This window comes from Actinacidiphila cocklensis, from assembly GCF_907177275.1.
Lineage (GTDB): Bacteria > Actinomycetota > Actinomycetes > Streptomycetales > Streptomycetaceae > Actinacidiphila > Actinacidiphila cocklensis.
Genome location: NZ_CAJSLV010000035.1, coordinates 81,827 through 108,054, shown reverse-complemented (window position 1 = coordinate 108,054; position 26,228 = coordinate 81,827). Strand labels below are relative to the sequence as shown.

Here is a 26,228-nt window from a genome sequence, read left to right as displayed (position 1 = left end):
CCGCCCCGGATTGCGAGGAGGCCGTGGAAGCCCTTCACCGCCGCTCGGTGCTCGTACGCGCCCCCTGCGCGCCGGCTCGGTGGAGATGCGGCGGTCCGGGGAATTCCAGCACAGTGCTGGATCTCCCAACAAGGCCCGTAGCCGACCTGTTGGATTCCGTGACTGACTGTCCAGCGGCCCGCACTTTCCGTCGATCCAGGATTCGCCGAAATCACCGCATTGCGGACCTTGGGGTCAAGGTCGCACAGGTCGCGCGGGTCGCCCCCGGTAGTCGGCCGGTGGGTGTTTCCTGGCGTTCGGTTCCTGATGTCCGATTCGGGCATCGGGGGCGAGCGCCCGCAATGCCGGAATTGCCGCTCACTTGGTGAGCAAAATCACAACCTGTCAGATGTCTGGACAGCCCGGCACTGGGAATGGCCGCCGCTAGCGTGGTGCTTTACACGAGGCACATTTCTGTCAACCGCGATCCGCCCCGCGCGGAGCGCCGAGTCCCCGAGGTCCCGACGGCCGATGAAGACCACCCTGATGTTCCGCCAGATGATCGCCAACCCGCGGCGTACCACTCTCGCCCATCTGAAGGACGCGACGGAACTCGGGGTCGCCCCGGCCGAGCCGGCCGCCGACGCCCCCGTACGGGAGCTGCCGCAGTCCACCGCGAACCCCCGCCGTACGGTGCTCAACGAGCTGCCGAAGGCCCCCGTCACCCGCTGAGCACCACCCCGCGGCGGCCTGACCTGCGGCGACACGGCGGCGGGCGGAGCGGTGCCGGACTACTAAGCTGAGTCCATGCGCATCGCCAGGTTCTCCATCGACGGGAATGTCGCCTTCGGCGCGGTCGAGGGCGACCCGACCGGCAACGACGGCCCCAGCGGCCTCGACGGGCTCGTCCTCGACATCATCAAGGGCGTCCCCTTCGCCGACTTCGAACTGTCGGGTACGAAGGTGCCGTTGGACAAGGTCCGCCTGCTGCCGCCGGTCCTGCCCAACAAGGTCGTCGCCATCGGCCGCAACTACGCCGCCCACGCGGCGGAGCTGGGCAACGAGGTGCCGGCCGCGCCCTGGGCCTTCTTCAAGCCCTCCACCTCGGTGATCGGGCCGGGCGACAACATCGTCTACCCGACGTTCTCGCAGGAGGTCCACCACGAGGCGGAGCTGGCGGTCGTCATCAGCCGCCTGTGCCGCGAGGTGCCGCGCGAACGGGTCAAGGACGTCATCCTCGGCTACACCTGCGCCAACGACGTCACCGCCCGCGACACCCAGCAGACCGAGAAGCAGTGGGCCAGGGCCAAGGGCTTCGACTCCTCCTGCCCGCTCGGCCCCTGGATCGAGACCGGCATCGACCTGGCGGGCGCCGCCGACCTGGCGGTCACCGCGACCGTCAACGGCGAACTGCGGCAGGCCGGCCGCACAGGACAGATGATCCACTCCATCGAGGACCTGATCGTCAACATCACCGAGGCGATGACCCTGCTGCCCGGCGACGTGATCCTCACCGGCACCCCGGCCGGGGTCGGCCCGCTGCACCCCGGCGACGAGGTCGCCGTCACCATCGAAGGCATCGGCACTCTCACCAACAAGGTGATCTCGCGTGGCTAGCGCACCCTCCACGGACGTACGCGTCCGCTTCTGCCCCTCGCCGACCGGCAACCCCCACGTGGGCCTGGTCCGCACCGCACTGTTCAACTGGGCCTTCGCCCGCCACCACCAGGGCACCCTGGTGCTGCGGATCGAGGACACCGACGCCGCCCGCGACTCCGAGGAGTCCTACCGCCAGCTGCTGGACTCGCTGCGCTGGCTCGGCCTGGACTGGGACGAGGGCCCCGAGGTCGGCGGCCCGCACGCGCCCTACCGGCAGTCCCAGCGGATGGACGTCTACGCCGACGTCGCCCGCCGGCTGAAGGAGGCCGGGCACGCCTACGACTGCTACTGCAGCGCGGAGGAGCTGGAGGACCGCCGCGCGGCCGCCCGCGCCGAGGGCCGCCCCTCCGGCTACGACGGCCACTGCCGCGACCTGACCGCCGAGCAGACCGCCGCCTACCTGGCCGAGGGCCGCAGCGCCATCGTGCGGTTCCGCATGCCGGACAAGGCGATCACCTTCACCGACCTGGTGCGCGGCGAGCTGACCTTCACCCCGGAGAACGTGCCGGACTACGGCATCGTCCGGGCCAACGGCGCCCCGCTCTACACCCTGGTCAACCCGGTGGACGACGCCCTGATGGGCATCACGCACGTGCTGCGCGGCGAGGACCTGCTGTCCTCCACCCCGCGGCAGATCGCCCTCTACGAGGCGCTGATCGGCCTCGGCGTCGCCAAGCAGATCCCGGAGTTCGGGCACCTGCCGTACGTGATGGGCGAGGGCAACAAGAAACTGTCCAAGCGCGACCCGGAGTCCTCGCTCAACCTCTACCGCGAGCGCGGCTTCCTGCCGGAGGGGCTGCTGAACTACCTCTCGCTGCTGGGCTGGTCGTTCTCCGCCGACAGGGACGTCTTCTCGCCGGCCGAGATGGTCGCGAAGTTCGACATCGGCGACGTCAACGCCAACCCGGCGCGCTTCGACCTGAAGAAGGCCGAGGCGATCAACGCCGACCACATCCGGCTGCTCACCCCCGAGGCCTTCGCCGAGGCCTGCACCCCGTGGCTGCGCGCCCCGCACGCGCCCTGGGCGCCGGAGGACTTCGACGAGGCGGCCTGGCAGGCCATCGCGCCGTACGCGCAGACCCGGCTGACCGTGCTGTCCGACATCACGGCCAACGTCGACTTCCTCTTCCTGCCCGAGCCGGCCGCCGACGAGGCGTCCTGGGCGAAGGCGATGAAGGAGGGCTCGGACGCGCTGCTGCGCACCGCGCGGGAGAAGCTGGACGGCGCGGACTGGTCGAGCCCCGAGGCGCTCAAGGAGGCCGTGCTGGCCGCCGGCGAGGCGCACGGCCTCAAGCTCGGCAAGGCCCAGGCCCCGGTCCGCGTCGCGGTCACCGGGCGCACGGTCGGCCTGCCCCTGTTCGAGTCCCTCCAGGTCCTGGGCCGCGACCGCGCCCTGGCCCGGATCGACGCGGCCCTGGCCCGCCTGGCGGGCTGAGGCCGCACGGACCCTGCCGCCGGATCTCCGCAACGCCCTGGAGATCCGCACGGCAGGCCCTAGATTTGTCCGTATGGCGATCCGTGCGGTGCTCTGGGACATCGACGACACGATCTTCGACTACGCGGGTGCCGAGCGCACCGGCATGCGGCACCACCTGGACCACGAGGGCCTGCCCGACAGCTGCGACAGCATCGGGCAGGCCCTCGACCGTTGGCGGGAGCTGACCGTCGAGCACTGGCGGCGCTTCGCCGACGGCGAGTGCGACTTCGAGGGGCAGCGCAGGGACCGGGTGCGGGACTTCCTCGGGCTGCCGCTGTCCGACGAGGAGGCGGAGGCCTGGTTCGGCCGGCACATGGTCCACTACGAGGCCGCCTGGGCGCTCTTCCCCGACACCGTGCCCGCGCTCGACGGGCTGGCCGACGGCTACCGGCACGCGGTGCTGTCCAACTCCGCCTTCGCCCACCAGGACCGCAAGCTGCGCACGCTCGGCGTCAGGGACCGCTTCGAGGTGCTGCTGTGCGCCGCCGAGCTGGGCGTCTCCAAGCCCGAGGCCGAGGCCTTCCACGCCGCCTGCCGCGCGCTGGACCTGGAGCCGCGGGAGGTCGCCTACGTCGGCAACGAGCCGGACATCGACGCCCGCGGCGCGGCGGAGGCGGGCCTGCTGGGCATCTGGCTGGACCGGCACGGGGTCGGCGGACGGCCGGAACTGGCGCGGATCACCGGACTGCACGAGCTGCCCGGGCTGCTGCGCTCCGATACCCGTTTTGGAGCGGTGTCCCTGATCGGGTAATGTTCTTCCTGCGCCGCCCGAGAGGGCCGAAAGGCCCGGCCGGGAGCGTAGCCGAACAAGACCCGCAGGGGTTGCGTTTTGGTGGGGTATGGTGTAATTGGCAACACGGCTGATTCTGGTTCAGTTGTTCTAGGTTCGAGTCCTGGTACCCCAGCGCATATGTATGCAAGCCCCCGTTGTGTAGCGGCCTAGCACGCTGCCCTCTCAAGGCAGTAGCGCCGGTTCGAATCCGGTCGGGGGTACAGATCCTTTCATTCCGTCTCCTCCGGGTCGCTCCCGGACCTGACGACGCGAGGATCGCCAAAGCTCGCCCCCGTTGTGTAGTGGCCTAGCACGCCGCCCTCTCAAGGCGGTAGCGCCGGTTCGAATCCGGTCGGGGGTACTCAGCACCAGGAAAGTGTGAAGCCCGTCGCAGTCGCGACGGGCTTCGGTGTTTTCCGGCCGCATCCGCCGTGCCGCAGGACCCGGGCGCCGCCGGCACCCGCCGCCGCGGCCCGCAGGGACGGCGCGGGCCGCGGCGGCGGGCAGATCGGTCGAGCCCGGGCGCCGCACTCAGCCGGAGCGGCGCAGGGCCTCGGAGAGCCTGGCGGCGGCGTCCACCACGGCCTGGGCGTGCATACGGCCCGGGTGGCGGGTCAGCCGCTCGATCGGCCCGGACACCGACACCGCGGCCACCACCCGGTTCGACGGGCCGCGGACGGGCGCGGACACCGACGCCACGCCCGGCTCGCGCTCGCCGATCGACTGCGCCCAGCCCCTGCGGCGTACCCCGGACAGCGCGGTGGCGGTGAAACGCGCGCCCTGCAGGCCGCGGTGCAGCCGCTCCGGCTCCTCCCAGGCCATCAGCACCTGCGCGGCCGATCCTGCCTTCATCGGCAGCGTGGAGCCCACCGGGACGGTGTCCCGCAGTCCGGACAGCCTTTCCGCGGCGGCCACACAGATCCGCATGTCGCCCTGCCGGCGATAGAGCTGGGCGCTCTCGCCGGTCACGTCCCGCAGGTGCGTCAGTACCGGCCCGGCCGTGGCGAGCAGCCGGTCCTCGCCCGCCGCGGCCGCCAGCTCCGACAGCCGGGGGCCGAGGATGAAGCGGCCCTGCATGTCGCGGGCCACCATGCGATGGTGTTCGAGCGCGACCGCCAGCCGGTGCGCGGTGGGGCGGGCGAGGCCCGTGGCGCCGACAAGCCCGGCCAGGGTGGCCGGTCCTGACTCCAGTGCGCTGAGCACCAGAGCAGCCTTGTCGAGAACGCCGACGCCGCTAGAGTTGTCCATGCAACGATACTCGCGTCTCACACTGTGAAACGCAAGTTCAATTTTCCCGGGAAGCCGTCAGGCTGGGGAAGCAAGCGCGGAACTCACAGCGCGAACACACACCGAGTTGGCCTGGGGCGAAGAAGGCCGGGGCCGGAGGGACAGCGATGGGTAGGACACTCGCGGAAAAAGTCTGGGACGACCATGTCGTCCGCCGCGCCGAAGGCGAGCCCGATCTGCTCTTCATCGATCTCCACCTGCTCCATGAGGTGACCAGCCCCCAGGCGTTCGACGGGCTGCGGATGAACGGCAGGCAGGTGCGCCGCACCGACCTCACCATCGCCACCGAGGACCACAACACCCCCACCCTCGACATCGACAAGCCGATCGCCGACCCGGTCTCGCGCACGCAGCTGGAGACGCTGCGCAAGAACTGCGCCGAGTTCGGCGTGCGGCTGCACCCGCTGGGCGACGTCGAGCAGGGCGTCGTGCACGTGGTGGGACCGCAGCTGGGCCTGACCCAGCCGGGCACCACGGTGGTCTGCGGTGACAGCCACACCTCCACCCACGGCGCCTTCGGCGCGCTGGCGTTCGGCATCGGCACCTCGCAGGTCGAGCACGTGCTGGCCACCCAGACGCTGCCGCTGGCCCCCTTCAGGACGATGGCCGTCACCGTCGACGGCGAACTCCCCGAGGGCGTCACCGCCAAGGACCTGATCCTCGCCGTGATCGCGCAGATCGGCACCGGTGGCGGCCAGGGCTACGTCATCGAGTACCGCGGCTCCGCCATCGAGAAGCTGTCGATGGAGTCCCGGATGACCATCTGCAACATGTCGATCGAGGCGGGTGCGCGGGCCGGCATGATCGCCCCGGACCAGATCACCTTCGACTACCTGGAAGGGCGCGACCACGCCCCCAAGGGTGCGGACTGGGACGCGGCGCTGGAGTACTGGAGGACGCTGCACACCGACGGGGACGCGGTCTTCGACCACGAGGTGCGGATCGACGCCGGCACGCTGACGCCGTTCGTCACCTGGGGCACCAACCCCGGCCAGGGCGTGCCGCTGAGCGCGTCGGTGCCCGACCCGGCGTCCTTCGCCGACCCCGGCGACCGCCTGTCGGCGGAGAAGGCGCTGGAGTACATGGGCCTGACCGCGGGACAGCCGCTGCGCGAGGTCGCCGTGGACACCGTCTTCGTCGGCTCGTGCACCAACGGCCGGATCGAGGACCTGCGGGCGGCGGCGTCCGTCGTGCAGGGCCGCAAGGTCGCCGACGGTGTCCGGATGCTGGTCGTACCCGGGTCCGTACGGGTCGCGCTGCAGGCCGTGCACGAGGGCCTGGACAAGGTGTTCACCGAGGCCGGCGCCGAATGGCGGCACGCGGGTTGCTCGATGTGCCTGGGTATGAACCCCGACCAACTGGCGCCCGGCGAGCGCTCCGCGTCCACGTCCAACCGCAACTTCGAAGGACGGCAGGGCAAGGGCGGCCGTACGCATCTGGTCTCGCCGCAGGTGGCCGCCGCCACCGCGGTGCTGGGCCACCTCGCCTCGCCCGCCGACCTGTCCGACGCCCCTGTCCTGACGGAGGTCTGAGCCCGATGGAAGCCTTCACCACCCACACCGGCCGGGCCGTCCCGCTGCGCCGCGGCAACGTCGACACCGACCAGATCATCCCGGCGCACTGGCTCAAGAAGGTCACCCGCAACGGCTTCGAGGACGGGCTGTTCGAGGCCTGGCGCAAGGACGAGTCCTTCGTGCTCAACGCCCCCGAGCGCAAGGGCGCCACCGTCCTGGTCGCGGGACCCGACTTCGGTACCGGTTCCTCCCGCGAGCACGCCGTGTGGGCACTGCAGAACTACGGCTTCAAAACCGTGCTGTCGTCCCGCTTCGCGGACATCTTCCGCGGCAACTCGCTCAAGAACGGCCTGCTCACGGTGGTGCTGCCGCAGGAGACCATCGAGCAGCTGTGGCAGCTGACCGAGGCCGACCCGACCGCGGAGATCACCGTGGACCTGGTGGCCCGCGAGGTCCGCGCGGAGGGTGTGACCGCACCGTTCGAGCTGGACGACAACGCCCGCTGGCGGCTGCTCGAAGGGCTCGACGACATCAGCCTGACGCTGGCCAACGAGCCGGACATCGCCGCGTTCGAGAGCCGGCGGCCGTCCTACAAGCCCAGCACCGTCAGGGCCTGACACTTCCCGTACGGCCCAGGAAGCGCCCTCCGCGAACTCGCGGGGGGCGCTTTCGCGTGTTCCCGCGGGGTGTGCAGGGCGATCAGCAGTGCCGGCCGCGGGGTCGCCGGGGCCGTCCAAAAGTCCGGTGGAAAGACCCCGGAACACCCGGTTGGCCCTGTCACTGCCGACAACTCGCCGCAGATGGCACAATCGACGCATGGAACGTGACGGCCAACTCCGGCTCTACGGGGTTCTCGCCGCGCGTCTGAAGCAGGCGCACACGCGGGTGGCCAATGCCGAAGTCCCTGATGAGACCCGGCGGGAGTTGACCCGCAGGCTGCTCGCGGTGACCGCTGCGGCGAAGCACGATCTCGCCGACGCGGCACGGCGCCTGGACGTGCTGACGGCCGAGTTGGACGAGCTGGGAATCCCCGATCGCTGATCGCGCAGGCCCCCGAGTTCGTTGCGGCACAAGGGTGATTCGCCCGTTTCGTATTTGATTTGCGGTATATATCCGCCTAGCGTGCGAAAAGGCCCGCACTCATTCGCCGGGCAAGTTTCCGAAGGGGAAGACGTGAACAAGGCGCAGCTCGTAGAAGCGATTGCCGACAAGGTGGGCGGCCGGCAGGCCGCCGCGGACGCGGTTGACGCGGTTCTCGACGCGATCGTCCGCGCGACGGTCTCCGGCGACCGGGTCTCGGTCACCGGATTCGGATCGTTCGAGAAGGTCGAACGCCCGGCCCGCTACGCCCGCAACCCCCAGACCGGGGAGCGGGTCAGGGTCAAGAAGACCTCCGTGCCGCGGTTCCGCGCGGGACAGGGCTTCAAGGACCTGGTCAGCGGGGCCAAGAAGCTCCCGCGCGGCGGCGAGGTCTCGGTCAAGAAGGCCCCCAAGGGCAGCCTGAGCGGTGGTGCTTCCAGCACCGCGCGGACCACCACCAAGAAGGCCGCGGCCAAGAAGGCCACGACCGCCCGCAAGACTGCGGCGAAGAAGGCCACGACGGCCAAGAAGACCGTCGCGAAGAAGACCACCGCGGCCAAGAAGACCGCCACCAAGAAGGCCGCGGCGGCCAAGAAGACCGCGGCCAAGAAGGCGCCGGCCAAGAAGGCCACCGCCAAGAAGACGCCGGGCAAGAAGACCTCGGCGCGCAAGACCACTGCCAAGCGGGCCGCCGCGAGGTAGACCTCCGGCGCCGCCGGAGGACCGCGACGGGCCGGGCATCCCGCAAGGGGTGGCCCGGCCCGCGCCGTTCTCCCGCCGGGTGCCTGCCCGGTTCCGGCCGGGCTTACGCGCCCGGGTCCGGATACGTCTGCAGCGTCACGAAGACCACCCGCCGCGCGTCCCCTTCGCCCTCGGTGCGGATCCGCACCCGCTGGCCCGGCCGCAGCAGCCGCAGGCCGCCCGCGTCGAAGGCCGCGGCGTCGAACGCCACCGGCGTCCCGTCGTCCAGCAGCACACTGCCCGCCCGGGTGCCGGGGTCAAAGGTGAACGCCGTCGCTTGCATGGCACCAGCGTAGGGCCCGCGGGCGTCAGGCGGTGCGGGTGGGGAAGAGCAGCGAGGTGCGCGGGCCGAGGCCCAGCTCCCTGGCCGCGTCGAGGTCCGCCGCGGTGTCCACGTCCTGCCGCACGGACGGCACCCCCGGCAGCGTGATCTCGCGCGCCCCCGAGGCCAGGTGGCGCTCCCGGGAGGCGCCGCCGAAACCGGGGGAGAGCGCGACACCGGGCGACGCGGTGAGCAACGTTGTTCCCGGACCCGCCGTATCGGCCAGGAAAGCGCGCCCCGGCAGCCGTGCGGCCTCCCTGAGCACCTCACCCAGTTCGGCGGACCGCAGGGCCGGGAGATCGCCGTTCAGCGCCCCGACCGCCGCCGACGGGCGCCGCTGCCGTACGAGGTCGGCGCCGTACCGCAGTGCGGCGTTCAGCCCGGCCGCCGGTACGTCGGCCACCACGAACGCCCCGAGCCGGGCCACTTCCGCGCCCGCCGTCGGATCGTCGGTGACCACAGTGACGTCCGCCACCTCCGCGCACGCCAGCACCGCGCCCACCGTGTCGAGCGCGAAAGCCAGCGCCAGAGCCGGCCGTACCGCCCCCGCCGCCCCCGCAAGCCTGCTCTTGGCCACCGCGAGCGGCTTGAGCGGCACCACGAGCGACCACATCCCCGTCACATCCACCCCACCATTGTCACCGCGTGCCAGAGGTGCCCCTCGGCGCCCCGGGACCTGGCGTTAGTCTCTGGTAGCCGCGATGCTGAGCGGCAGCGCCATCGCAACCAAGAGGAGTCCGGGTGTCCCGCCGCAGAATCGGTTTCTGGTACCGCCTGGCGGCCGTCATCGCGAAACCGCCGCTCATTGTGCTGTTCAAGCGGGATTGGCGAGGAATGGAGCACATTCCGGCCGACGGAGGATTCATCACGGCGGTGAACCACAACTCGTACCTCGACCCGCTGTCGTACGCGCATTTCCAGTACAACACCGGGCGGGTGCCGCGCTTCCTGGCCAAGGCCGCCCTGTTCAAGCCGGCGTTCGTCGGCACGATGCTGCGCGGCACCGGCCAGATCCCGGTCTTCCGGGAGTCCACCGACGCCGCCAACGCCTTCCGTGCCGCGGTCGCCGCGATCGAGTCGGGCGAGTGCGTGGCCTTCTACCCCGAGGGCACCCTCACCCGCGACCCCGACATGTGGCCGATGGTCTCCAAGACCGGCGTCGCCCGCGTCGCACTGCTCACCAAGGCGCCGGTCATCCCGGTCGCCCAGTGGGGCGCCAACGAGGCCATGCCGCCGTACGCGAAGGAGAAGAAGTTCCGCTTCTTCCCCCGCAAGACGCTGCGCGTCCTGGCGGGACCGCCCGTCGACCTCGAAGCCTTCTACGGCCAGGAGCCCACCGCGGAGACGCTGCGCGCGGTCACCGAGGCCATCATGCGCAGCGTCACGGAACTGCTCGCCGAACTGCGCGGCGAGCCCGCGCCCGACGGGCTCTTCGACCCGCGCAAGGCACGGGAGGGCAAGTGACGGCGCGCTGCGCGGTCTACGGCACCGGCTCGTGGGGCACCGCCTTCGCCATGGTGCTCGCCGACGCCGGTTGCCAGGTGTCGCTGTGGGGCCGCAGGCCCGCCCTGGTCGACGCGATCAACACCACCCGGCACAACCCGGAGTACTTCCCCGAGCTCGAACTGCCCGCCGCCGTCACCGCCACCGCCGATCCGGCCGAGGCCGCGCACGACGCCGAGTTGGTGTTCCTCACCGTGCCCTCGCAGACCCTGCGCGGCAACCTCGCCGAGTGGGCGCCGCTGCTGAGCGGCGACGCGGTGCTGGTCAGCCTGATGAAAGGCGTCGAGCTCGGCACCGCCAAGCGGATGAGCGAGGTGATCGAGGAGGTCGCCAAGACCGGCCCCGACCGGGTCGCGGTGCTGTCAGGACCCAACCTGGCACCGGAGATCGCCGAGCGGCAGCCCGCAGCCTCGGTCGTCGCCTGCCGGGACGACGCCGTCGCCCGCCGCATCCAGGCCGCCTGCCACACCGCGTACTTCCGCCCGTACACCAACACCGACGTGGTCGGCTGCGAACTGGGCGGCGCGGTCAAGAACGTGATCGGGCTCGCCGTCGGCATCGCCGACGGGATGGGGCTCGGCGACAACACCAAGGCGTCGCTGATCACCCGCGGCCTGGCAGAGACCACCAGGCTGGGCCTGGCGATGGGCGCCGACGCGCTCACCTTCGCGGGCCTGGCCGGCATGGGCGACCTGGTCGCCACCTGCTCCTCGCCGCTGTCCCGCAACCACACCTTCGGCACCAACCTGGGCCGCGGTATGAGCCTCGCCGAGACCATCGCGGTCACCCGGCGGACCGCCGAGGGCGTCAAGTCCTGCGAATCGGTGGCGGATCTCGCCCGCCGCCACGGCGTGGACATGCCGATCACCGAGACCGTGGTCGATATCGTGCACAAGGGAAAGCCGCCGGTCGTGGCCGTGCGGGAGTTGATGTCACGCTCCGCGAAGTCCGAAAGGTAAGGTCAACGCGACATGAGCAACCTGCCTTCTCCCCAGAGCCCGGGACCCGACGAGCCCGCCGCCCGCCAGACGCCGTCCGGTTACGCACGCAAGCCCCGGGTCGCCGTCGTCTTCGGCGGCCGCAGCTCCGAGCACGGTGTCTCGGTGGTGACCGCGGCAAGCCTGCTGCGGGCCATCGACCGCACCAAGTACGACGTCCTGCCGATCGGCATCACCAGTGAGGGCCGCTGGGCGCTGACCGCGGACGCGCCCGACCGGATGGCCATCTCCGACCGCACCATGCCCACCGTGGAGCAGGTCACCGACCAGGAGGGCGCCGTCGTCCTCCCCGTCGACCCGGCCAACCGCGAGGTCGTCTACACCGAGGCCGGCTCGGTGCCCAAGGCACTGGGCGAGGTCGACGTCGTCTTCCCGCTGCTGCACGGCCCCTACGGCGAGGACGGCACCCTGCAGGGCCTGCTCGAACTCTCCGGCGTCCCCTACGTCGGCGCGGGCGTGCTCGCCTCCGCCGTCGGCATGGACAAGGAGTACATGAAGCGGATCTTCACCTCCTTCGGCCTGGCCGTCGGCCCCTACACCGTGGTCCGCCCGCGGGAGTGGGAGCAGGACCAGGACGCCGTCCGCGACCGCATCGTCGGCTTCGCCGCCGAGCACGGCTGGCCGCTGTTCGTGAAGCCCGCCCGCGGCGGCTCCTCCTTCGGCATCAGCAAGGTCGACGGGCCCGACGGGCTGGACGCGGCCATCGCCGAGGCCCGCAGGCACGACCCGAAGCTCGTCGTCGAGGCGCTGCTGCGCGGCCGGGAGATCGAGTGCGGGGTGCTGGAGTTCGAGGACGGCCCGCGCGCGTCGGTGCCCGCCGAGATCCCGCCGGTCACCACCCACGCGTTCTACGACTTCGAGGCGAAGTACATCGACTCCGCCGAGGGCGTCGTGCCCGCGCCGCTCACCCCCGAGCAGACAGCAGAGGTGCAGCGGCTCGCGGTGGCCGCCTTCGAGGCCGCCTCCTGCGAGGGCCTGGTGCGCGCGGACTTCTTCCTGCTGGACAGCGGCGAGTTCGTCATCAACGAGATCAACACCATGCCGGGCTTCACCCCGATCTCGATGTACCCGCGGATGTGGCAGGAGAGCGGCGTCGACTACCCGGAACTGGTCGACCGGCTCATCCAGGCGGCACTGCGCCGCTCCACCGGGCTGCGCTGAAACGTCCCTGCGCCGCCGCGGGGCGGCCGCGGGGCGTCACAGTTCGGGGATCGTCTTCCTGACGGCGCCGGCGAGATCGGTCAGCGGGCCGAGATCGCCGGCGTACTTCTTCGGCAGCCGTACCTCGACGTACGCCTGGCGCAGCGTCGTGGTGAGCACCAGCGACCCGTTGGAGCCCTGCTCGACGGACCAGCCCACCCCGTCCACGTCGACACCGTCGGCGTCCGGATCGTCGTCGACCAGCGGCCGAGGCACCCCGCAGCGCAGTACGATCGCCGGGTCCCCCCACCCGGTGACCAGCTCGGAGCGCGACCCCACATCATGCCGCGAGAGCCCGACCACCCGCTGTGGCAGCGCGCCGTCCAGCGCACGGCAGTAACCGGCGGTACGCGCGTCAGGAACCGGTACGGCGACGGTGTCGTCACCGCTACCGGACATGGCGAAGCCGTAGGCCGCCGCCGCGGCAAGGCACGCGACGGCGGCCACGTTGATGAGGACGACCCGGTGATACAGCGCCACCGGGCGAGCATATCGGGGGCTAGATATGGACGACGGGACAGGTGAGGGTTCGGGTGATGCCGTCCACCTGCTGGACCTTGGCGACCACCATCCGGCCGAGTTCGTCGACCGTGTCCGCCTGGGCCCTGACGATGACGTCATAGGGACCCGTGACGTCCTCGGCCTGGATGACGCCGTCGATCTTGGAGATCACCTCCGCTACTGCCGAGGCCTTGCCGACCTCGGTCTGGATCAGGATGTAGGCCTGTACCACGGAACCTCCAGGGCGGCTACGAGGATCATGTGGGAAGGGGGACGCCACGTTATCGCGTCGTTGCGCACAGCGGGGAGACCCGCGCGGTACCTGACCCCCGTATTGACGGGAATCACGCAGCAGATCCGGCGAATGCCGAGACCGAAGGGGACGATGAGATGAAGGGGACTGTGGGCGAGTTGGGGGAGTTCGGGCTCATCAGGGAACTGACCTCCCGCCTCACCTCGACCCCGGCCGTGAAAATCGGCCCCGGTGACGACGCGGCCGTCGTCACCGCGCCCGACCGGCGGGTGGTGGCCACCACCGACCTCCTGGTCGAGGGCCGGCACTTCCGCCGCGACTGGTCCACCGCGTACGACGTCGGCCGCAAGGCCGCCGCGCAGAACCTCGCGGACATCGCCGCCATGGGCGCCGTCCCCACCGCCGTGCTGCTCGGCCTGGTCGTACCCGCGGAACTCCCCGCCGCCTGGCCGGTCGAGCTGATGGACGGCATCCGCGACGAGTGCCAGGTCGCCGGCGCGGCCGTGGTCGGCGGTGACGTCGTACGCGGCGACACCATCACCGTCGCCGTCACCGCCCTGGGTGACCTGCGCAACCGTGCCGCCGTCACTCGATCGGGGGCGCGTCCCGGCGACGTCGTCGCCGTCACCGGCTGGCTCGGCTGGTCGGCCGCCGGGCTCGCCGTCCTGTCCCGCGGCTTCCGCTCCCCGCGCGCCTTCGTCGAGGCCCACCGCCGCCCCGAGCCGCCGTACCACGCGGGTCCCGCCGCCGCGGAACTCGGCGCCACCGCCATGACCGACGTCAGCGACGGCCTGGTCGCCGACCTCGGGCACATCGCCACCGCCAGCGGCGCCGACATCGACCTGCGGTCCGCCGCCATCGACGTACCCGCGCAGATGACCGACATCGGGCAGGCCGTCGGCGTCGACCCGCTGCACTGGGTGCTCACCGGCGGCGAGGACCACGCCATCGTCGCCACCTTCCCGCCCGACGTGAAACTGCCCGCCCGCTGGCGGGTCATCGGCGAGGTCACCACACGGGGCGGCCGCACCCCGCAGGTCACCGTCGACGGCGCGCCCTGGGAGAAGGCCGGCGGCTGGGACCACTTCGGCGTCGACGCGTGAGCCCGCCGCCCGCCGCACCCGCCCGGGTGCTCACCGTCGCCGGGTCCGACTCCGGCGGCGGTGCCGGCATCCAGGCCGACCTCAAGACGATGCTCGCCCTCGGCGTGCACGGCATGAGCGTGCTCACCGCGGTCACCGCGCAGAACTCGCTCGGCGTGCACGGCATCTGGGACCTGCCGGAGGAGGCGGTACGCGCGCAGTTCGGGGCCGTCGTGGACGACATCGGGGTCCAGGCGGTGAAGACCGGCATGCTCGGCTCCGCGGCGCTGGCCGGCACCGTCGCGGACCTGCTCACCGGGCTCGACGTGCCGGTCGTCGTCGACCCGGTCGGCGTCTCCAAGCACGGCGACGACCTGCTGCGCGGATCCGCGCCCGAGGTCGTCCGCACCAGGCTGCTGCCGCTGGCCACCGTCGCCACGCCCAACCTGGACGAGGTCGCCCAGCTCACCGGGATCACCGTCACCGACCAGGAGGGCATGCGGGCCGCCGCGGACGCCCTACTGGCCTGCGGCCCGCGCTGGGTGCTGGTCAAGGGCGGCCACCTGCCCGGCGGCGAATGCGCCGACCTGCTCTCCGACGGCCGCACCGAGCGCTGGTACCGCGCCCCGCGGCACCCCGGCCGCCATACCCACGGCACCGGCTGCACCCTGGCGAGCGCGCTGGCCTGCCACCTCGCACTCGGCCACGACGTACCCGCCGCGGTGGGCCTGGCGAAGGCCTACGTCACCGGTGCGATCGCCGCCGGCTTCCCGCTGGGCGCCGGCATCGGCCCGGTCGACCACGGCTGGCGCGACAGGTCCGCCTGAGCACGCTGAAAAGCCGGCCCACCGCGAGGTGGACCGGCTTATCCGGAGCCGGAAGGCTGCGCCGCTGCGAGATGACGCCTCAGCGCGGACCGGGTCCCTTCCGCCCCGAGGGGCGGAGGGGGGTCACTCGCTAGCGCGAGACCTTGCCGGCCTTGATGCACGAGGTGCAGACGTTGAGCCGCTTCGGCGTCTTCCCCACGACCGCGCGCACCCGCTGGATGTTGGGGTTCCAACGACGCGGGGTACGGCGGTGCGAGTGGGAAATGCTGTTGCCGAAGCCCGGCCCCTTGCCGCAGACGTCGCAGTTGGCAGCCACGGGACACTCCAAAGACTTCAGATGCATTTACGAGGAAAAGCCCGGGAGAACCCCAGGCAACCGGAGCAGCATACAACGCCTGCTCCCACACCACGAAACTACCATGCCCCCACCCACCTCCCCGCCAGCCTCCGAGGCCTGAAGGTGCAAGCCCGCCGCAAGGGACCAGCCCCTGAGGGGCGCGGGCAACTGCGCGCCCGGCCACGATGCACCGGAAGATGCGACCTCCCGCAAGGGGCAGGACCTGAAGGGGCGCGGGGAACTGCGCGCCCGGCCACGACGGCGGGAAAGGTGCGAGCCCATCGCAAGGGGCACCCACCCAGGGCGCGGGAAAGATCCCGGGGACGGCCCCCAGGGGCAAGGGCGGTGGGGGACGCCGCCGCCCAAGAGACGGCTACGCTCGGAGAAATCGCTCTCCGCAGGAGGATTCGTGCCGCCCTCGCTCGACGCACCCACGGTGCGCACCTGGTGCCGGCTCGCCCTCGCAGCCCTCGGCCGCGCCCGCGAGGAGATCGACGCGATCAACGTGTACCCCGTCGCCGACGGCGACACGGGCACGAACCTCTTCCTGACCGTCGAGTCCGCAGCGCAGAGCGTGGAAGCCGTCTTCGACGCCCACGCGGCGGCGGACCCGGTCGTGGGGCCGACCCTGCCCGAGGCGTTCCGGGCGATGTCCCACGGCGCCCTCATCGGTGCCCGCGGCAACTCCGGCACGATCCTGGCCCAGCTGCTGCGCGGCATGAACGAGCCGCTCACCGCCGGCACCGTCCCGGACGCCGCGGCCCTGCGCCGCGCCCTGCGGTCGGCGGCGGACTCCGCGTACGAGGCGGTCGCCCACCCCGCCGAGGGCACGATGCTCACCGTGGCGAGCGCCGCGGCCACCGCGGCGGAGGCCTCGCCCGACGGCCTCGCCGAAGTCGTGCGGGCCGCCCACAACGGTGCCCGCGCGGCGCTGGCCGCGACCCCCGGCCAGCTCGGCGTCCTGCGCAACGCCGGCGTCGTGGACGCCGGCGGCCTGGGCCTGGTCGCCGTCCTGGCCGCCCTGTCCGACGCGGTGACCGGCGACTCCCCGACCGGCACGGCGACCGCCCCGGGCGCCGGCACCACCTTCCACACCACGCCCTTCCCCGCCACCAGCGCCGACAGCGTCGCCGCCTTCGACGTGCCGGGGGACTGCCGGGCCGTGGGGGGACCCGCCTTCGAGGTGATCTACCTGCTGGAGGCGCCCGCCGCGGCGGTCCCCGTGCTGCGGGACCGGCTGGACGGGCTCGGCGACTCGCTGGTCGTCGTCGGCGGGGACGGGCTGTGGAACGTGCATGTGCACGTCGACGACGTGGGCGCCGCCATCGAGGCGGGGATCGAGGCCGGCCGGCCGTACCGCATCCGCGTCACGCACTTCGGGGAGCAGGTCAGGCGGACCGCGGAGCGGCACGAGCGGGCGGTGGTGGCGCTGGTCGGGGGCGACGGGATGGCGCAGCTGTGCGCGCAGGCCGGCGCCACGGTGATCGCCGTCCGACCCGGTGAGCAGCCGGCCAGCGGCGAGATCGCCGCCGCGATCCGCCGGGCGCGCGCCCGCGAGGTGATACTCCTGCCGAACGACACCGAGCTGCGGCACGCGGCCGGCGCCGCCGTGGAGCAGGCCCGCGGCGACGGCGTACGCGTCGCCCTGATCCCCACCCGCTCCGCGGTCCAGGGCATCGCCGCCCTCGCCGTCCACGACCCGTCCCGCCGCTTCGACGAGGACGTCGTGGCCATGACGTCCGCGGCCGGCGCCACCCACTACGCCGAGGTCGCCGTCGCCGAGCGCGAGTCCTGGACCATGGCGGGCGTCTGCCAGGCCGGCGACGTCCTCGGCCTGATCGACGGCGACGTCGCGGTGATCGGCGCCGACGTCGCGGACACGGCCGTCCACGTGCTGGACAGGATGCTCGCGGCCGGCGGCGAGATGGTCACCCTCGTCCTGGGCGCCGCCGCGCCGTCCGGGCTCGCCGCCCGGCTGGAGTCGCACGTCCGCGACAGCCACCTGGCGGTGGACACGGTGACGTACGACGGCGGGCAGGGCGACTGCCCGCTGCTGATCGGTGTGGAGTAGCCGCCGGTTTGTCAGGGGCGTGCGCCAAGATGGGAGGCGATGACTGGCAACCCGTTGGACGAACCGCTGCGCAAACTCGTCGGCGACCGCACCGCCAAGGTGCTCGGCGAGCACCTCGACCTGCACACCACAGGCGACCTGCTGCACCACTACCCGCGGCGATATGCCGAGCGCGGGGAGCTGACCCGCCTCGCCGACCTGCCGGTCGACGAGTACGTGACCGTGGTGGCGCAGATCTCCAAGGCGGACAAGCGGACGTACGGCGGCGGCTCCGGCGTACGCCTGGAAGTCGTGGTGAGCGACGGCAGCGGCACGCTGACCCTGGTGTTCTTCAGCAAGGCCGCCCACGCGCACGCGCACCGGCTGATCCCCGGGCGGCGCGGCATGTTCTCCGGCAAGGTGTCGGTCTTCAACCGCACCCGGCAGCTCGCGCACCCCGACTACCAGCTGCTGGACGCCGACGACGCGGGCGAGGCGGCCGTCGACGCCTTCGCCAACCGGCTGATCCCGCTGTATCCGGCGTGCAAGCAGATCACCTCGTGGAAGATCGCGCAGGCCGTGGAGACCGCGCTCAACTCGCTGGAGGGCACCGGCTGGGAGGGCGTCGGCGAGCCGCTGCCCGACCAGCTGCGCGAGACCCGCGCGCTGGCCTCGCTGCCCGACGCGCTGGAGAAGGTGCACCGGCCGCGCTCGAAGGCCGACATCGCCGCGGCCAGGGACCGGCTGCGCTGGGACGAGGCGTTCGTGCTCCAGGTCGCGCTGGCGCGGCGCCGGGCCGCGGAGTCCGCGCTGCCCGCGGTGCCGCGCCGCCCCGCCGCCGACGGGCTGCTCGCCGCCTTCGACGCGAAGCTGCCCTTCACCCTCACCGAGGGCCAGGAGACCGTGTCCGCCGAGGTCTTCGCCGACCTGGCCACCGACCACCCGATGCACCGGCTGCTGCAGGGCGAGGTCGGCTCCGGCAAGACCCTGGTGGCGCTGCGGGCGATGCTCGGCGTGGTCGACGCCGGCGGGCAGGCCGCGATGCTCGCGCCGACCGAGGTTCTCGCGCAGCAGCACCACCGCTCCATCACCGAGATGATGGGCGGGCTCGCCGAGTCCGCGGGCATGCTCGGCGGCTCGGATCTGGGCACCAAGGTGGTGCTGCTGACCGGCTCGATGGGCACCGCCGCCCGCCGGCAGGCGCTGCTGGACCTGGTGACGGGCGAGGCCGGGATCGTGGTGGGCACGCACGCGCTGATCGAGGACAAGGTGAAGTTCCACGACCTCGGGCTGGTCGTGGTCGACGAGCAGCACCGCTTCGGGGTCGAGCAGCGCGACGCGCTGCGGGCCAAGGCGCCGCAGCCGCCGCACCTGCTGGTGATGACCGCGACCCCGATCCCGCGCACCGTCGCGATGACGGTCTTCGGCGACCTGGAGACCTCGGTGCTCGACCAGCTGCCCGCCGGCCGCTCGCCGATCGCGACCCATGTCGTACCGGCGGCCGAGAAGCCGCACTTCCTCAGCCGGGCCTGGGAGCGGGTGCGCGAGGAGGTCGAGGGCGGGCACCAGGCGTATGTGGTGTGCCCGCGGATCGGCGACGACGAGGACGCCAAGGCGGCGTCGAAGAAGGCCGACGACGGCGAGCGCAGGCCGCCGCTGGCGGTGCTGGAGATCGCCGAGCAGATCGCCGCGGGTCCGCTGCGGGGCCTGCGGGTCGAGGCGCTGCACGGCCGGATGGCGCCCGACGCCAAGGACGACGTGATGCGGCGCTTCGCGGCCGGCGAGGTGGACGTGCTGGTGGCGACCACGGTGATCGAGGTCGGCGTCAACGTGCCCAACGCCACCGCCATGGTGATCATGGACGCCGACCGCTTCGGCGTCTCCCAGCTGCACCAGCTGCGCGGCCGGGTCGGCCGAGGGTCCGCCGCGGGCCTGTGCCTGCTGGTCTCGGAGGCGCCGGAGGCGAGCCCGGCGCGCGGCAGGCTCGACGCGGTGGCCGGCACCCTGGACGGCTTCGAGCTGTCCGAGATCGACCTCCAGCAGCGCCGGGAGGGCGACGTGCTCGGCCAGGCGCAGTCCGGCAGCCGCTCGTCGCTGCGGATGCTGACGGTGATCGACGACCGGGAGGTCATCGAGCAGGCCAGGCAGGAGGCCGTCGCCGTGGTCGCCGCGGACCCCGAGCTGTCCGGCCACCCCGATCTGCGCAGCGCCCTGGACAGCCTGCTGGACGCGGACCGCGAGCAGTATCTGGACAAGGGCTGAGCCGGCGGCCCGGACGCGGCCCCTGCCGTGCGGACGGGTGCGCGGGCGGGGCCGACCGGTCGCGGCCGGATAGGCTGCGAAGCGTGAGGCGAAGGGTGGGCAGCAGATGACGCGCGTGATCGCCGGGGCGGCCGGCGGCCGGCGGCTTGCCGTACCGCCGGGCACCGCGACCCGGCCGACCTCGGACCGGGCCAAGGAAGGGCTGTTCTCGACCCTGCAGTCGCTGCGCGGCACCCTGGAGGGCGCCAGGGTCATGGACCTGTACGGCGGCTCGGGCGCGGTCGGGCTCGAAGCCCTCTCGCGCGGCGCCGCCCATGTGCTGCTCTCCGAGGCCGACCCGCGGGCCGCCCGCACGATCCGGGAGAACGCCGACGCCATCGGCCTGCCCGGCGCCGAGGTGCGGGCCGGCAAGGCCGAGAAGGTGGTCGCGGGACCGCCGCCTGCCGAGCCGTACGACGTGGTCTTCCTCGACCCGCCCTACGACACCGCGGACGCGGACCTGCGGGAGATCCTGCTCACACTCGCGGCCGGCGGCTGGCTCGCGGCCGACACACTGGTCACCGTGGAACGCAGGACCCGGGGCGGCGAGTTCGACTGGCCCGCCGGATTCGCACCGCTGCGCTCCCGGCGGTACGGCGAGGCGACTCTTTGGTACGGTCGCGCCGCCCAAGTTACCGCCGGGTCATGAACCCGCGTAACGCCCGTTCGCAGAGCGAGGAGCCAGCAATGCGCCGCGCAGTCTGTCCCGGGTCCTTCGACCCGGTCACCAACGGACACCTCGACATCATCGCCCGCGCCTCCCGGCTGTACGACGTCGTGCACGTCGCGGTGATGATCAACCAGTCCAAGCAGGGCCTGTTCGGCATCGACGAGCGGATCGCGCTCATCGAGGAGGTCACCGCCGACCTGGGCAATGTGCAGGTGGAGTCCTTCCACGGACTGCTGGTGGACTTCTGCAAGCAGCGCGACATCCCGGCCATCGTCAAGGGCCTGCGGGCGGTCAGCGACTTCGACTACGAGCTGCAGATGGCGCAGATGAACATCGGCCTGTCCGGTGTCGAGACGCTCTTCGTGCCCACCAATCCCGCGTACAGCTTCCTGTCCTCGTCATTGGTGAAGGAAGTCGCCCAATGGGGCGGTGACATCTCGCACTTGGTTCCGGCCCCGGTTCTCGACGCGCTGAACACCAAGCTGCGGCAGCGCTAGAGTCGTGGGCGTGGACGTCCAGAAGAAGCTCGATGAGATCGCGGCCACCGTGGCGAACGCCCGGTCGATGCCGATGTCGGCCTCCTGCGTGGTGAACCGGGCCGAGCTGCTTGCCATGCTCGACGAGGTGTCCGCCGCGCTGCCCGACTCCCTTGCCCAGGCCGAGGACCTGCTCGGCGACCGTGAGCAGATGGTCGAACAGGCCAGGGCCGAGGCCCGGCGGATCATCGAGTCGGCGCACGCCGAACGCGGTTCGCTGGTCTCCGACACGCATATCGCCCGGCAGTCCAAGGACGAGGCCGACCGGATCGTCGCCGAGGCCCGCCGTGAGGCCGACGAGATCCGCGCCGAGGCCGACGACTACGTCGACAGCAAGCTGGCGAACTTCGAGGTGGTCCTCACCAAGACCATCGGCTCGGTCGACCGCGGCCGCGAGAAGCTGCTCGGCCGCCACCCCGACTTCGACGAGCAGGGCTTCCCCGCGGAGGACGACCCGGACGCCCCCGAGCGCAGCACCGACCCCGAGACGCTGCGCCGCCGCGCCGACGAGTACGTCGACACCAAGCTCGGCGCCTTCGAGGCGGTGCTCAGCAAGACCCTGGAGGCGGTCGGCCGCGGCCGGCTCAAGCTCACCGGGCACAACCCGATCGACGACCTGGCCGCGCAGATCGCCGCGGCGGACGGCGCCGAGGGCGACCCGCAGCACCACCACCAGCAGTCCGACGCCGACTTCCTGGCCGGCCTGGCCGCCCCCGCGCCCGAGCAGGCCGACCTGGCGCAGTACGGCTACGACCCGCAGCCTCAGCCCGCCGAGCCGCAGCCCGCGCAGGACCCCGGCTACGGCTACCCGCCGCAGCCGGAGGCCTACCCGCAGCAGGACTATGCCCAGCAGCCCGGCGACGGCTACCAGCAGGACTACGCCCAGCAGGCCGGCTACGCGGACCCGTACGCCCCGCAGCCCGGCTACGGTCAGGACCAGGGCTACGACTACGGCGGCCAGGGCGGCCAGCAGGGCTACGAGCAGCAGCCCGGCTACGACCAGCAGCAGTACCCGCCGCAGATCCCGTACCAGCAGCAGGGCCAGGGCTACGCCCAGCCCGCCGCGGCGCTGGACGAGACCAGCTTCTTCGACACCGGGATGATCGACCTCAACCGGCTGCGGGAGCTGGAGCAGGGACGCTGACCGGTCCGCGCCCGTAGGGCCGGTACCGGCCCGTTTGGGCGGGGGCTGCGCGTCCAGTATCCTGTCACTTCCAGCCGTGTGAATCGCCGGCGCTTCTGCCTGCCCGCCCACTCGGGACGCGGCAGGCAAGACCGAGGAAAGCAGGAGCCCTGAACACCCGCCTTGACCACCGCAACCCGCTCGTGTTCGACACACACGAGCTGGGCAGGCGTCCGGGCGCGATGAAGAAGGTCTCCCGCTCGGTGCCGGCCCCGGACGACCTCGGCATCGCCGGCGTCATCGGGGTGCCCAAGGGCGTCACCGTCGAGCTGGACCTCCGCCTGGAGTCGGTCATGGAGGGCGTGCTGGTCACCGGCACCGCCCATGCACCGGTCACGGGGGAGTGCGTAAGGTGTCTGGAGCCCGTCGAGCTCGAGCTCGACGCGGAATTCCAGGAGATGTTCTCCTACCCCGACGCCGACACCCGGACCGCCCGCAGGGACGAAGCCGGTGACGACGCCGAGGACGAGGACGCGCTTGAACTAGAGGACGACCTGTTCGACCTCGAATCCGTGCTGCGCGACGCGGTGGTGCTCGCACTGCCCATGCAGCCGGTGTGCCAGGACGACTGCCCGGGCCTGTGCTCCACCTGTGGAGCCCGGCTCGCGGACGACCCGGACCACCACCACGCGGTCACCGACATCCGGTGGGCGGCCCTGCAGGATCTCACCGTGGATCCGACGACCCAGCAGAACGGTGCCGGAAACGGCTCCGACGACGATCAGGAGAAGTAGCCGTGGCTGTTCCCAAGCGGAAGATGTCGCGCAGCAACACGCGCCACCGCCGTTCGCAGTGGAAGGCTGCGCCCGTGAGCCTGGTGGCGTGCGAGCGCTGCCACGAGCCGAAGCTGCAGCACATCGCGTGCCCCAACTGCGGCACCTACAACCGCCGTCAGGTCCTCGACGTCTGATCGGCAGGTGACAGGCTCCATGTCAGACGCCTCAGCGCCGAAGCAGGCCGCGACGGACGCCGCGACGGAAACAGCCTCGTCCCACACGCTTCTGGAAGGGCGGCTCGGGTATCACCTCGAGCCCGCCCTTCTGGTGCGTGCGCTCACCCACCGCTCGTACGCGTACGAGAACGGCGGGCTGCCCACCAACGAGCGGCTGGAGTTCCTCGGGGACTCCGTGCTCGGCCTGGTGGTCACCGACACCCTCTACCGCACCCACCCCGACCTTCCCGAGGGCCAACTGGCCAAGCTGCGGGCCGCGGTGGTCAACTCCCGGGCACTCGCGGGCGTCAGCCGGGGGCTCGACCTCGGCGCGTTCATCCGCCTGGGCCGGGGCGAAGAGGGCACCGGCGGGCGGGACAAGGCGTCGATCCTTGCGGACACCCTCGAAGCGGTGATCGGCGCCGTCTATCTCGACCAGGGCCTCGACGCGGCCTCCGAGCTGGTCCACCGGCTCTTCGACCCGCTCATCGAGGAGTCCTCCAACCTGGGCGCGGGCCTGGACTGGAAGACCAGCCTCCAGGAGCTGACCGCGAGCGAGAGCCTGGGCGTACCGGAATACGTCGTCTCCGAGTCGGGACCCGACCACGAGAAGACCTTCAAGGCTGCCGCCCGCGTCGGTGGTGTCGAGTACGGCACCGGCACCGGCCGCAGCAAGAAGGAAGCGGAGCAGCAGGCGGCCGAGGCCGCCTGGCGCTCCATCCGCAAGACCTCCGCCGCCGCGAGCTGACGGAGCGGTCCCCCTGCACAGGGGGTGCCCGACAGGGGCGCTGGGGGTACCCCCCCCGCGCCCCTGTGTCGCACCGTCTTCCGTGGAGGGAAGGTCATGCCGGAGCTGCCGGAAGTGGAAGTGGTGCGGCGCGGACTGGCGCGCTGGGCAGCGGACCGAACCGTCGAGACGGTGCAGGTCCTGCACCCACGGGCCGTGCGGCGCCACACCGCGGGAGCGGCGGACTTCGCGGCCCGGCTGAAGGGCCGCAAGCTCGGCGAGCCGCACCGCAGGGGCAAGTACCTGTGGCTGCCGGTCACGGAGGAGGCAGCCCTGCTCGCCCACCTCGGCATGAGCGGGCAGTTCCTGATCCGCCCGGCCACGGCACCGCCGGAGACCCACCTGCGGGTGCGCCTGACGTTCGCCGACGCCGACGGCACGGACCTGCGGTTCGTCGACCAGCGCACCTTCGGCGGACTGTCGATCCAGGACACGGTCCCCGGCGACCCCGAAGGCCTGCCGCAGGCACTCGCGCACATCGCCCGCGACCCGCTGGACCCGGAGTTCGACGAGGACGCCTTCCACAAGGCCCTGCGCCGCAAGCGCACCACCGTCAAGCGGGCACTGCTCGACCAGAGCCTGATCAGCGGCGTCGGCAACATCTACGCCGACGAGGCGCTGTGGCGCAGCAAACTGCACTACGAGCGCCCCACCGCCGGCCTGACCCGCCCCCGTACCGCGGAACTGGTCCGGCACATCCGCGAGGTGATGGGCGACGCGCTGGCCGCCGGCGGCACCAGCTTCGACAGCATGTACGTCAACGTCAACGGCGAGTCCGGCTACTTCGACCGCTCGCTGGACGCCTACGGCCGCGAGGACCTGCCCTGCCGCCGCTGCGGTACGCCGATCCGGCGCCGCGCGTGGATGAACAGGTCGAGCTACTTCTGCCCGCGCTGTCAGCCCGTGCCGCGCGCAGCGTCGTAGGCCCGCTGGGCGGCGAGCACCTCCGGCATCCGGTCCTCGACCAGGCCGATCAGCGCGAGCAGCCGGTCCGCGGTGTCCGCGCCGAGTTCGGTGAGGCGGTACTCCACGTGCGGCGGGTTCGTCGGCCGGGCGTCCCTGACGACCAGGCCGTCGCGCTCCAGCGCGTGCAGCGTCTGCGACAGCATCTTCTCGCTGACCCCGTCGACCCTGCGCCGCAGCTCGTTGAACCGCAGCGTGTCGTCCCGCAGCGCGCCCAGCGTGAGGCTTCCCCAGCGGCCGGTCACGTGCCCCAGCGTGAAGCGCGACGGGCAGTCCCGTGCGAAGACGTCGAAGGCGTCCGCACCTTCCGCCACCCGCTCCCCGCTTACCTCGCCCATGGCCAGAGCGTACCCCGCCACAGCGCTGCCCGAACGGATGCGCTGTCGTTTCGCCAGTGCTCCCTCAGAAGCCGAAGTCCTGCGTCCACCAAGGGCCGCCGGTGCCGTAGTGGATGCCGACGCCCAGGGTGGTGTAGTCGCAGTTGAGGATGTTCGCCCGGTGGCCCGGGCTGTTCATCCAGGCGGTCATCACCGCCTCCGCGTCGGCCTGGCCGCGGGCTATGTTCTCACCGCCGAGGTTGGTGATGCCGCGGGCCTTGGCGCGGTCCCAGGGGGTGTGGCCGTCCGGGTCGGTGTGGTCGAAGAAGTCGCGGGCGGCCATGTCGTCGCTGAACGCCTGGGCCAGCCCGTCGAGCGACGAGCTGGCGGTCAGCGGCTTGCAGCCGGCGGTCGCCCGCTCCTTGTTGACCAGCGACAGGATCGCCGCCCTGGCGGAGGTCAGCGTGTCGCTGGTCGGACTCGCGGTGGGCGCCTTGGTGGCGGTGGGGGTGCGCACGGGGGTGGTGGGCACGAGGACCGTACGGGTCGGCGACGCGGACGCGCTCGCGGACGGCTTGGCCTTGACCGGCGTCGCCGACCCGGCGCGCGCCGAGGGCGTGGCCGCCGACGGGGAGGGCGTCGCCGAGGGCGAAGGGCTGCTGGAGCCGGGTATGGCGGTGTCCGTGCTGCCCTGCGGCGAGGGCAGGTCGCTGCCGGCCTGCACGGGGCCGGACGGGCCGTCGGCCTGCGTGTTGTCCTTGCCGCCGCCGTCCTGGGTCAGCCCGCCGGTCACCCCGGACAGCAGCCCGGACGAGGCGGCGACCGCGCCGACCGCCATCACCGCGGACGTGGTCAGCAGCCCGGTGCGTAGCGGGTGGTGCTTGCGGCGGCCGCGATGGCCGCGCGGGCCGGGCTGCGACGCGGCAGGCTGCGCCTGACGGCTGTGTCGGCCCATCGG

General features: G+C 72.1%; 30 protein-coding genes and 3 tRNA genes. 25 read left to right on the top strand and 8 right to left on the bottom strand.

Translation table 11 applies throughout. The features are described 5' to 3' along the window. Positions 1-510 precede the first annotated feature (510 nt). From NFU81_RS05490 to NFU81_RS05460, 7 genes are all read left to right on the top strand, one after another. The gene (locus tag NFU81_RS05490) at positions 511-711 is read left to right on the top strand and encodes a hypothetical protein (protein ID WP_251485532.1); all 201 of its coding nucleotides are present in this window, start codon (positions 511-513) and stop codon (positions 709-711) included. A gap of 75 nt (positions 712-786) precedes the next feature. Then, positions 787-1,596 (top strand): fumarylacetoacetate hydrolase family protein, encoded by an 810-nt coding sequence (locus NFU81_RS05485; protein WP_251485529.1) that lies wholly within the window; start codon positions 787-789, stop codon positions 1,594-1,596. Beyond that, positions 1,589-3,073, top strand: a complete 1,485-nt coding sequence (gene gltX, locus NFU81_RS05480) for a glutamate--tRNA ligase (protein WP_251485527.1) — start codon at positions 1,589-1,591, stop codon at positions 3,071-3,073. Before NFU81_RS05485 ends, gltX begins: the two co-directional genes overlap by 8 nt. Before the next feature lie 73 nt (positions 3,074-3,146). Further along, complete coding sequence (locus tag NFU81_RS05475) at positions 3,147-3,866, top strand: HAD family hydrolase (RefSeq protein ID WP_251485523.1); 720 nt, start codon at positions 3,147-3,149, stop codon at positions 3,864-3,866. An 82-nt stretch (positions 3,867-3,948) separates the two neighbouring features. After that, positions 3,949-4,020 (top strand) — tRNA-Gln (locus NFU81_RS05470). Positions 4,021-4,035: 15 nt separating this feature from the next. Continuing rightward, positions 4,036-4,108: transfer RNA gene (locus NFU81_RS05465), tRNA-Glu, on the top strand. 67 nt (positions 4,109-4,175) lie between these two features. Then, positions 4,176-4,248 (top strand) — tRNA-Glu (locus tag NFU81_RS05460). Positions 4,249-4,418: 170 nt separating this feature from the next. Here the strand turns inward: NFU81_RS05460 and ndgR are convergent. Beyond that, complete coding sequence (gene ndgR / locus NFU81_RS05455; RefSeq protein ID WP_031518929.1) at positions 4,419-5,135, bottom strand: IclR family transcriptional regulator NdgR; 717 nt, start codon at positions 5,133-5,135, stop codon at positions 4,419-4,421. 146 nt (positions 5,136-5,281) lie between these two features. Between ndgR and leuC the strand changes: the two genes are divergently transcribed. From leuC to NFU81_RS05435, 4 genes are all read left to right on the top strand, one after another. Beyond that, positions 5,282-6,706 carry a 3-isopropylmalate dehydratase large subunit gene (leuC, locus tag NFU81_RS05450; RefSeq protein WP_251485521.1) on the top strand — a complete coding sequence of 475 codons (1,425 nt, stop codon included), beginning with the start codon at positions 5,282-5,284 and terminating at the stop codon, positions 6,704-6,706. Positions 6,707-6,711: 5 nt separating this feature from the next. Continuing rightward, positions 6,712-7,305: a 3-isopropylmalate dehydratase small subunit gene (leuD, locus tag NFU81_RS05445; protein WP_251485518.1), complete on the top strand. Its 594-nt coding sequence runs from the start codon at positions 6,712-6,714 to the stop codon at positions 7,303-7,305. A gap of 199 nt (positions 7,306-7,504) precedes the next feature. Continuing rightward, positions 7,505-7,729: an SCO5555 family protein gene (locus NFU81_RS05440; protein ID WP_251485516.1), complete on the top strand. Its 225-nt coding sequence runs from the start codon at positions 7,505-7,507 to the stop codon at positions 7,727-7,729. Positions 7,730-7,861: 132 nt separating this feature from the next. After that, the gene (locus NFU81_RS05435) at positions 7,862-8,470 is read left to right on the top strand and encodes an HU family DNA-binding protein (protein WP_251485514.1); all 609 of its coding nucleotides are present in this window, start codon (positions 7,862-7,864) and stop codon (positions 8,468-8,470) included. A 103-nt stretch (positions 8,471-8,573) separates the two neighbouring features. Here the strand turns inward: NFU81_RS05435 and NFU81_RS05430 are convergent, their stop codons facing one another. Both NFU81_RS05430 and cofC read right to left on the bottom strand, forming a co-directional pair. Further along, positions 8,574-8,792, bottom strand: a complete 219-nt coding sequence (locus tag NFU81_RS05430) for a hypothetical protein (RefSeq protein WP_205043517.1) — start codon at positions 8,790-8,792, stop codon at positions 8,574-8,576. Between the two features lie 25 nt (positions 8,793-8,817). Then, positions 8,818-9,444: a 2-phospho-L-lactate guanylyltransferase gene (gene cofC, locus NFU81_RS05425; protein WP_251485694.1), complete on the bottom strand. Its 627-nt coding sequence runs from the start codon at positions 9,442-9,444 to the stop codon at positions 8,818-8,820. 128 nt (positions 9,445-9,572) lie between these two features. On the opposite strand from cofC, the gene NFU81_RS05420 reads away from it, so the two are divergent. Genes NFU81_RS05420 through NFU81_RS05410 form a run of 3 tightly spaced genes read left to right on the top strand, consistent with a single transcriptional unit; the run spans position 9,573 to position 12,493 of the window. After that, positions 9,573-10,295: a lysophospholipid acyltransferase family protein gene (locus NFU81_RS05420; protein WP_251485512.1), complete on the top strand. Its 723-nt coding sequence runs from the start codon at positions 9,573-9,575 to the stop codon at positions 10,293-10,295. Next, positions 10,292-11,293, top strand: a complete 1,002-nt coding sequence (locus NFU81_RS05415; RefSeq protein WP_274037816.1) for an NAD(P)H-dependent glycerol-3-phosphate dehydrogenase — start codon at positions 10,292-10,294, stop codon at positions 11,291-11,293. The genes NFU81_RS05420 and NFU81_RS05415 overlap by 4 nt, the downstream gene beginning before the upstream one ends. Positions 11,294-11,305: 12 nt before the next feature. Continuing rightward, positions 11,306-12,493 (top strand): D-alanine--D-alanine ligase family protein, encoded by a 1,188-nt coding sequence (locus NFU81_RS05410; RefSeq protein WP_251485511.1) that lies wholly within the window; start codon positions 11,306-11,308, stop codon positions 12,491-12,493. A 36-nt stretch (positions 12,494-12,529) separates the two neighbouring features. Here the strand turns inward: NFU81_RS05410 and NFU81_RS05405 are convergent, their stop codons facing one another. Continuing rightward, a complete protein-coding gene (locus tag NFU81_RS05405) occupies positions 12,530-13,012 on the bottom strand; it encodes a DUF3515 domain-containing protein (RefSeq protein ID WP_251485509.1) in 483 nt (160 codons plus the stop codon). Between the two features lie 19 nt (positions 13,013-13,031). Further along, complete coding sequence (locus NFU81_RS05400) at positions 13,032-13,265, bottom strand: Lrp/AsnC family transcriptional regulator (RefSeq protein ID WP_033173093.1); 234 nt, start codon at positions 13,263-13,265, stop codon at positions 13,032-13,034. Between the two features lie 158 nt (positions 13,266-13,423). On the opposite strand from NFU81_RS05400, the gene NFU81_RS05395 reads away from it, so the two are divergent. Both NFU81_RS05395 and thiD read left to right on the top strand, forming a co-directional pair. Beyond that, positions 13,424-14,389: a thiamine-phosphate kinase gene (locus NFU81_RS05395; protein WP_251485507.1), complete on the top strand. Its 966-nt coding sequence runs from the start codon at positions 13,424-13,426 to the stop codon at positions 14,387-14,389. Then, a complete protein-coding gene (thiD, locus tag NFU81_RS05390; RefSeq protein ID WP_251485504.1) occupies positions 14,386-15,195 on the top strand; it encodes a bifunctional hydroxymethylpyrimidine kinase/phosphomethylpyrimidine kinase in 810 nt (269 codons plus the stop codon). The genes NFU81_RS05395 and thiD overlap by 4 nt, the downstream gene beginning before the upstream one ends. Positions 15,196-15,325: 130 nt before the next feature. On the opposite strand, the gene rpmB is transcribed toward thiD, so the two are convergent. Further along, positions 15,326-15,511 (bottom strand): 50S ribosomal protein L28, encoded by a 186-nt coding sequence (gene rpmB, locus NFU81_RS05385; protein WP_033173090.1) that lies wholly within the window; start codon positions 15,509-15,511, stop codon positions 15,326-15,328. A 430-nt stretch (positions 15,512-15,941) separates the two neighbouring features. Here rpmB and NFU81_RS05380 point away from each other — a divergent pair, with 430 nt between their 5' ends. The 9 genes from NFU81_RS05380 to mutM all read left to right on the top strand — a co-directional run bounded on the left by NFU81_RS05380 (position 15,942) and on the right by mutM (position 24,914). Further along, on the top strand, positions 15,942-17,603 hold the full coding sequence (locus NFU81_RS05380) for a DAK2 domain-containing protein (RefSeq protein ID WP_251485502.1): 1,662 nt from the start codon (positions 15,942-15,944) through the stop codon (positions 17,601-17,603). 39 nt (positions 17,604-17,642) lie between these two features. After that, entirely contained in the window at positions 17,643-19,844 is a 2,202-nt protein-coding gene (gene recG, locus NFU81_RS05375; protein ID WP_251485500.1) for an ATP-dependent DNA helicase RecG, read from the top strand. 106 nt (positions 19,845-19,950) lie between these two features. Next, a complete protein-coding gene (rsmD, locus tag NFU81_RS05370) occupies positions 19,951-20,532 on the top strand; it encodes a 16S rRNA (guanine(966)-N(2))-methyltransferase RsmD (RefSeq protein WP_251485497.1) in 582 nt (193 codons plus the stop codon). A gap of 38 nt (positions 20,533-20,570) precedes the next feature. Further along, positions 20,571-21,050, top strand: a complete 480-nt coding sequence (gene coaD, locus NFU81_RS05365) for a pantetheine-phosphate adenylyltransferase (RefSeq protein ID WP_251485495.1) — start codon at positions 20,571-20,573, stop codon at positions 21,048-21,050. Between the two features lie 10 nt (positions 21,051-21,060). Then, complete coding sequence (locus NFU81_RS05360; protein WP_251485493.1) at positions 21,061-22,233, top strand: ATP synthase F0 subunit B; 1,173 nt, start codon at positions 21,061-21,063, stop codon at positions 22,231-22,233. 95 nt (positions 22,234-22,328) lie between these two features. Continuing rightward, positions 22,329-23,006, top strand: a complete 678-nt coding sequence (locus NFU81_RS05355) for a YceD family protein (protein ID WP_422665150.1) — start codon at positions 22,329-22,331, stop codon at positions 23,004-23,006. A gap of 2 nt (positions 23,007-23,008) precedes the next feature. Continuing rightward, complete coding sequence (gene rpmF, locus NFU81_RS05350; RefSeq protein WP_073500419.1) at positions 23,009-23,182, top strand: 50S ribosomal protein L32; 174 nt, start codon at positions 23,009-23,011, stop codon at positions 23,180-23,182. A 19-nt stretch (positions 23,183-23,201) separates the two neighbouring features. Then, complete coding sequence (gene rnc, locus NFU81_RS05345) at positions 23,202-23,951, top strand: ribonuclease III (RefSeq protein ID WP_251485491.1); 750 nt, start codon at positions 23,202-23,204, stop codon at positions 23,949-23,951. A 96-nt stretch (positions 23,952-24,047) separates the two neighbouring features. Continuing rightward, positions 24,048-24,914 carry a bifunctional DNA-formamidopyrimidine glycosylase/DNA-(apurinic or apyrimidinic site) lyase gene (gene mutM, locus NFU81_RS05340; RefSeq protein WP_251485488.1) on the top strand — a complete coding sequence of 289 codons (867 nt, stop codon included), beginning with the start codon at positions 24,048-24,050 and terminating at the stop codon, positions 24,912-24,914. Here the strand turns inward: mutM and NFU81_RS05335 are convergent. After that, positions 24,887-25,291, bottom strand: a complete 405-nt coding sequence (locus NFU81_RS05335; RefSeq protein ID WP_251485487.1) for a winged helix-turn-helix transcriptional regulator — start codon at positions 25,289-25,291, stop codon at positions 24,887-24,889. The two genes, mutM and NFU81_RS05335, sit on opposite strands and share 28 nt — an antisense overlap. 64 nt (positions 25,292-25,355) lie before the next feature. After that, a complete protein-coding gene (locus NFU81_RS05330) occupies positions 25,356-26,225 on the bottom strand; it encodes a CAP domain-containing protein (protein ID WP_251485486.1) in 870 nt (289 codons plus the stop codon). Between the last annotated feature and the right edge of the window lie 3 nt (positions 26,226-26,228).

Coding starts and splice junctions, on each gene's coding strand:
- rsmD (WP_251485497.1), top strand. CDS start 19,951: ATGACGCGCGTGATCGCCGGGGCGGCCGGCGGCCGGCGGCTTGCCGTA.
- coaD (WP_251485495.1), top strand. CDS start 20,571: ATGCGCCGCGCAGTCTGTCCCGGGTCCTTCGACCCGGTCACCAACGGA.
- mutM (WP_251485488.1), top strand. CDS start 24,048: ATGCCGGAGCTGCCGGAAGTGGAAGTGGTGCGGCGCGGACTGGCGCGC.
- cofC (WP_251485694.1), bottom strand. CDS start 9,444: ATGTGGTCGCTCGTGGTGCCGCTCAAGCCGCTCGCGGTGGCCAAGAGC.
- NFU81_RS05430 (WP_205043517.1), bottom strand. CDS start 8,792: ATGCAAGCGACGGCGTTCACCTTTGACCCCGGCACCCGGGCGGGCAGT.
- recG (WP_251485500.1), top strand. CDS start 17,643: ATGACTGGCAACCCGTTGGACGAACCGCTGCGCAAACTCGTCGGCGAC.
- leuD (WP_251485518.1), top strand. CDS start 6,712: ATGGAAGCCTTCACCACCCACACCGGCCGGGCCGTCCCGCTGCGCCGC.
- NFU81_RS05335 (WP_251485487.1), bottom strand. CDS start 25,291: ATGGGCGAGGTAAGCGGGGAGCGGGTGGCGGAAGGTGCGGACGCCTTC.
- NFU81_RS05440 (WP_251485516.1), top strand. CDS start 7,505: ATGGAACGTGACGGCCAACTCCGGCTCTACGGGGTTCTCGCCGCGCGT.
- NFU81_RS05395 (WP_251485507.1), top strand. CDS start 13,424: ATGAAGGGGACTGTGGGCGAGTTGGGGGAGTTCGGGCTCATCAGGGAA.
- ndgR (WP_031518929.1), bottom strand. CDS start 5,135: ATGGACAACTCTAGCGGCGTCGGCGTTCTCGACAAGGCTGCTCTGGTG.
- NFU81_RS05410 (WP_251485511.1), top strand. CDS start 11,306: ATGAGCAACCTGCCTTCTCCCCAGAGCCCGGGACCCGACGAGCCCGCC.
- NFU81_RS05485 (WP_251485529.1), top strand. CDS start 787: ATGCGCATCGCCAGGTTCTCCATCGACGGGAATGTCGCCTTCGGCGCG.
- NFU81_RS05475 (WP_251485523.1), top strand. CDS start 3,147: ATGGCGATCCGTGCGGTGCTCTGGGACATCGACGACACGATCTTCGAC.
- rnc (WP_251485491.1), top strand. CDS start 23,202: ATGTCAGACGCCTCAGCGCCGAAGCAGGCCGCGACGGACGCCGCGACG.
- NFU81_RS05490 (WP_251485532.1), top strand. CDS start 511: ATGAAGACCACCCTGATGTTCCGCCAGATGATCGCCAACCCGCGGCGT.
- leuC (WP_251485521.1), top strand. CDS start 5,282: ATGGGTAGGACACTCGCGGAAAAAGTCTGGGACGACCATGTCGTCCGC.
- NFU81_RS05330 (WP_251485486.1), bottom strand. CDS start 26,225: ATGGGCCGACACAGCCGTCAGGCGCAGCCTGCCGCGTCGCAGCCCGGC.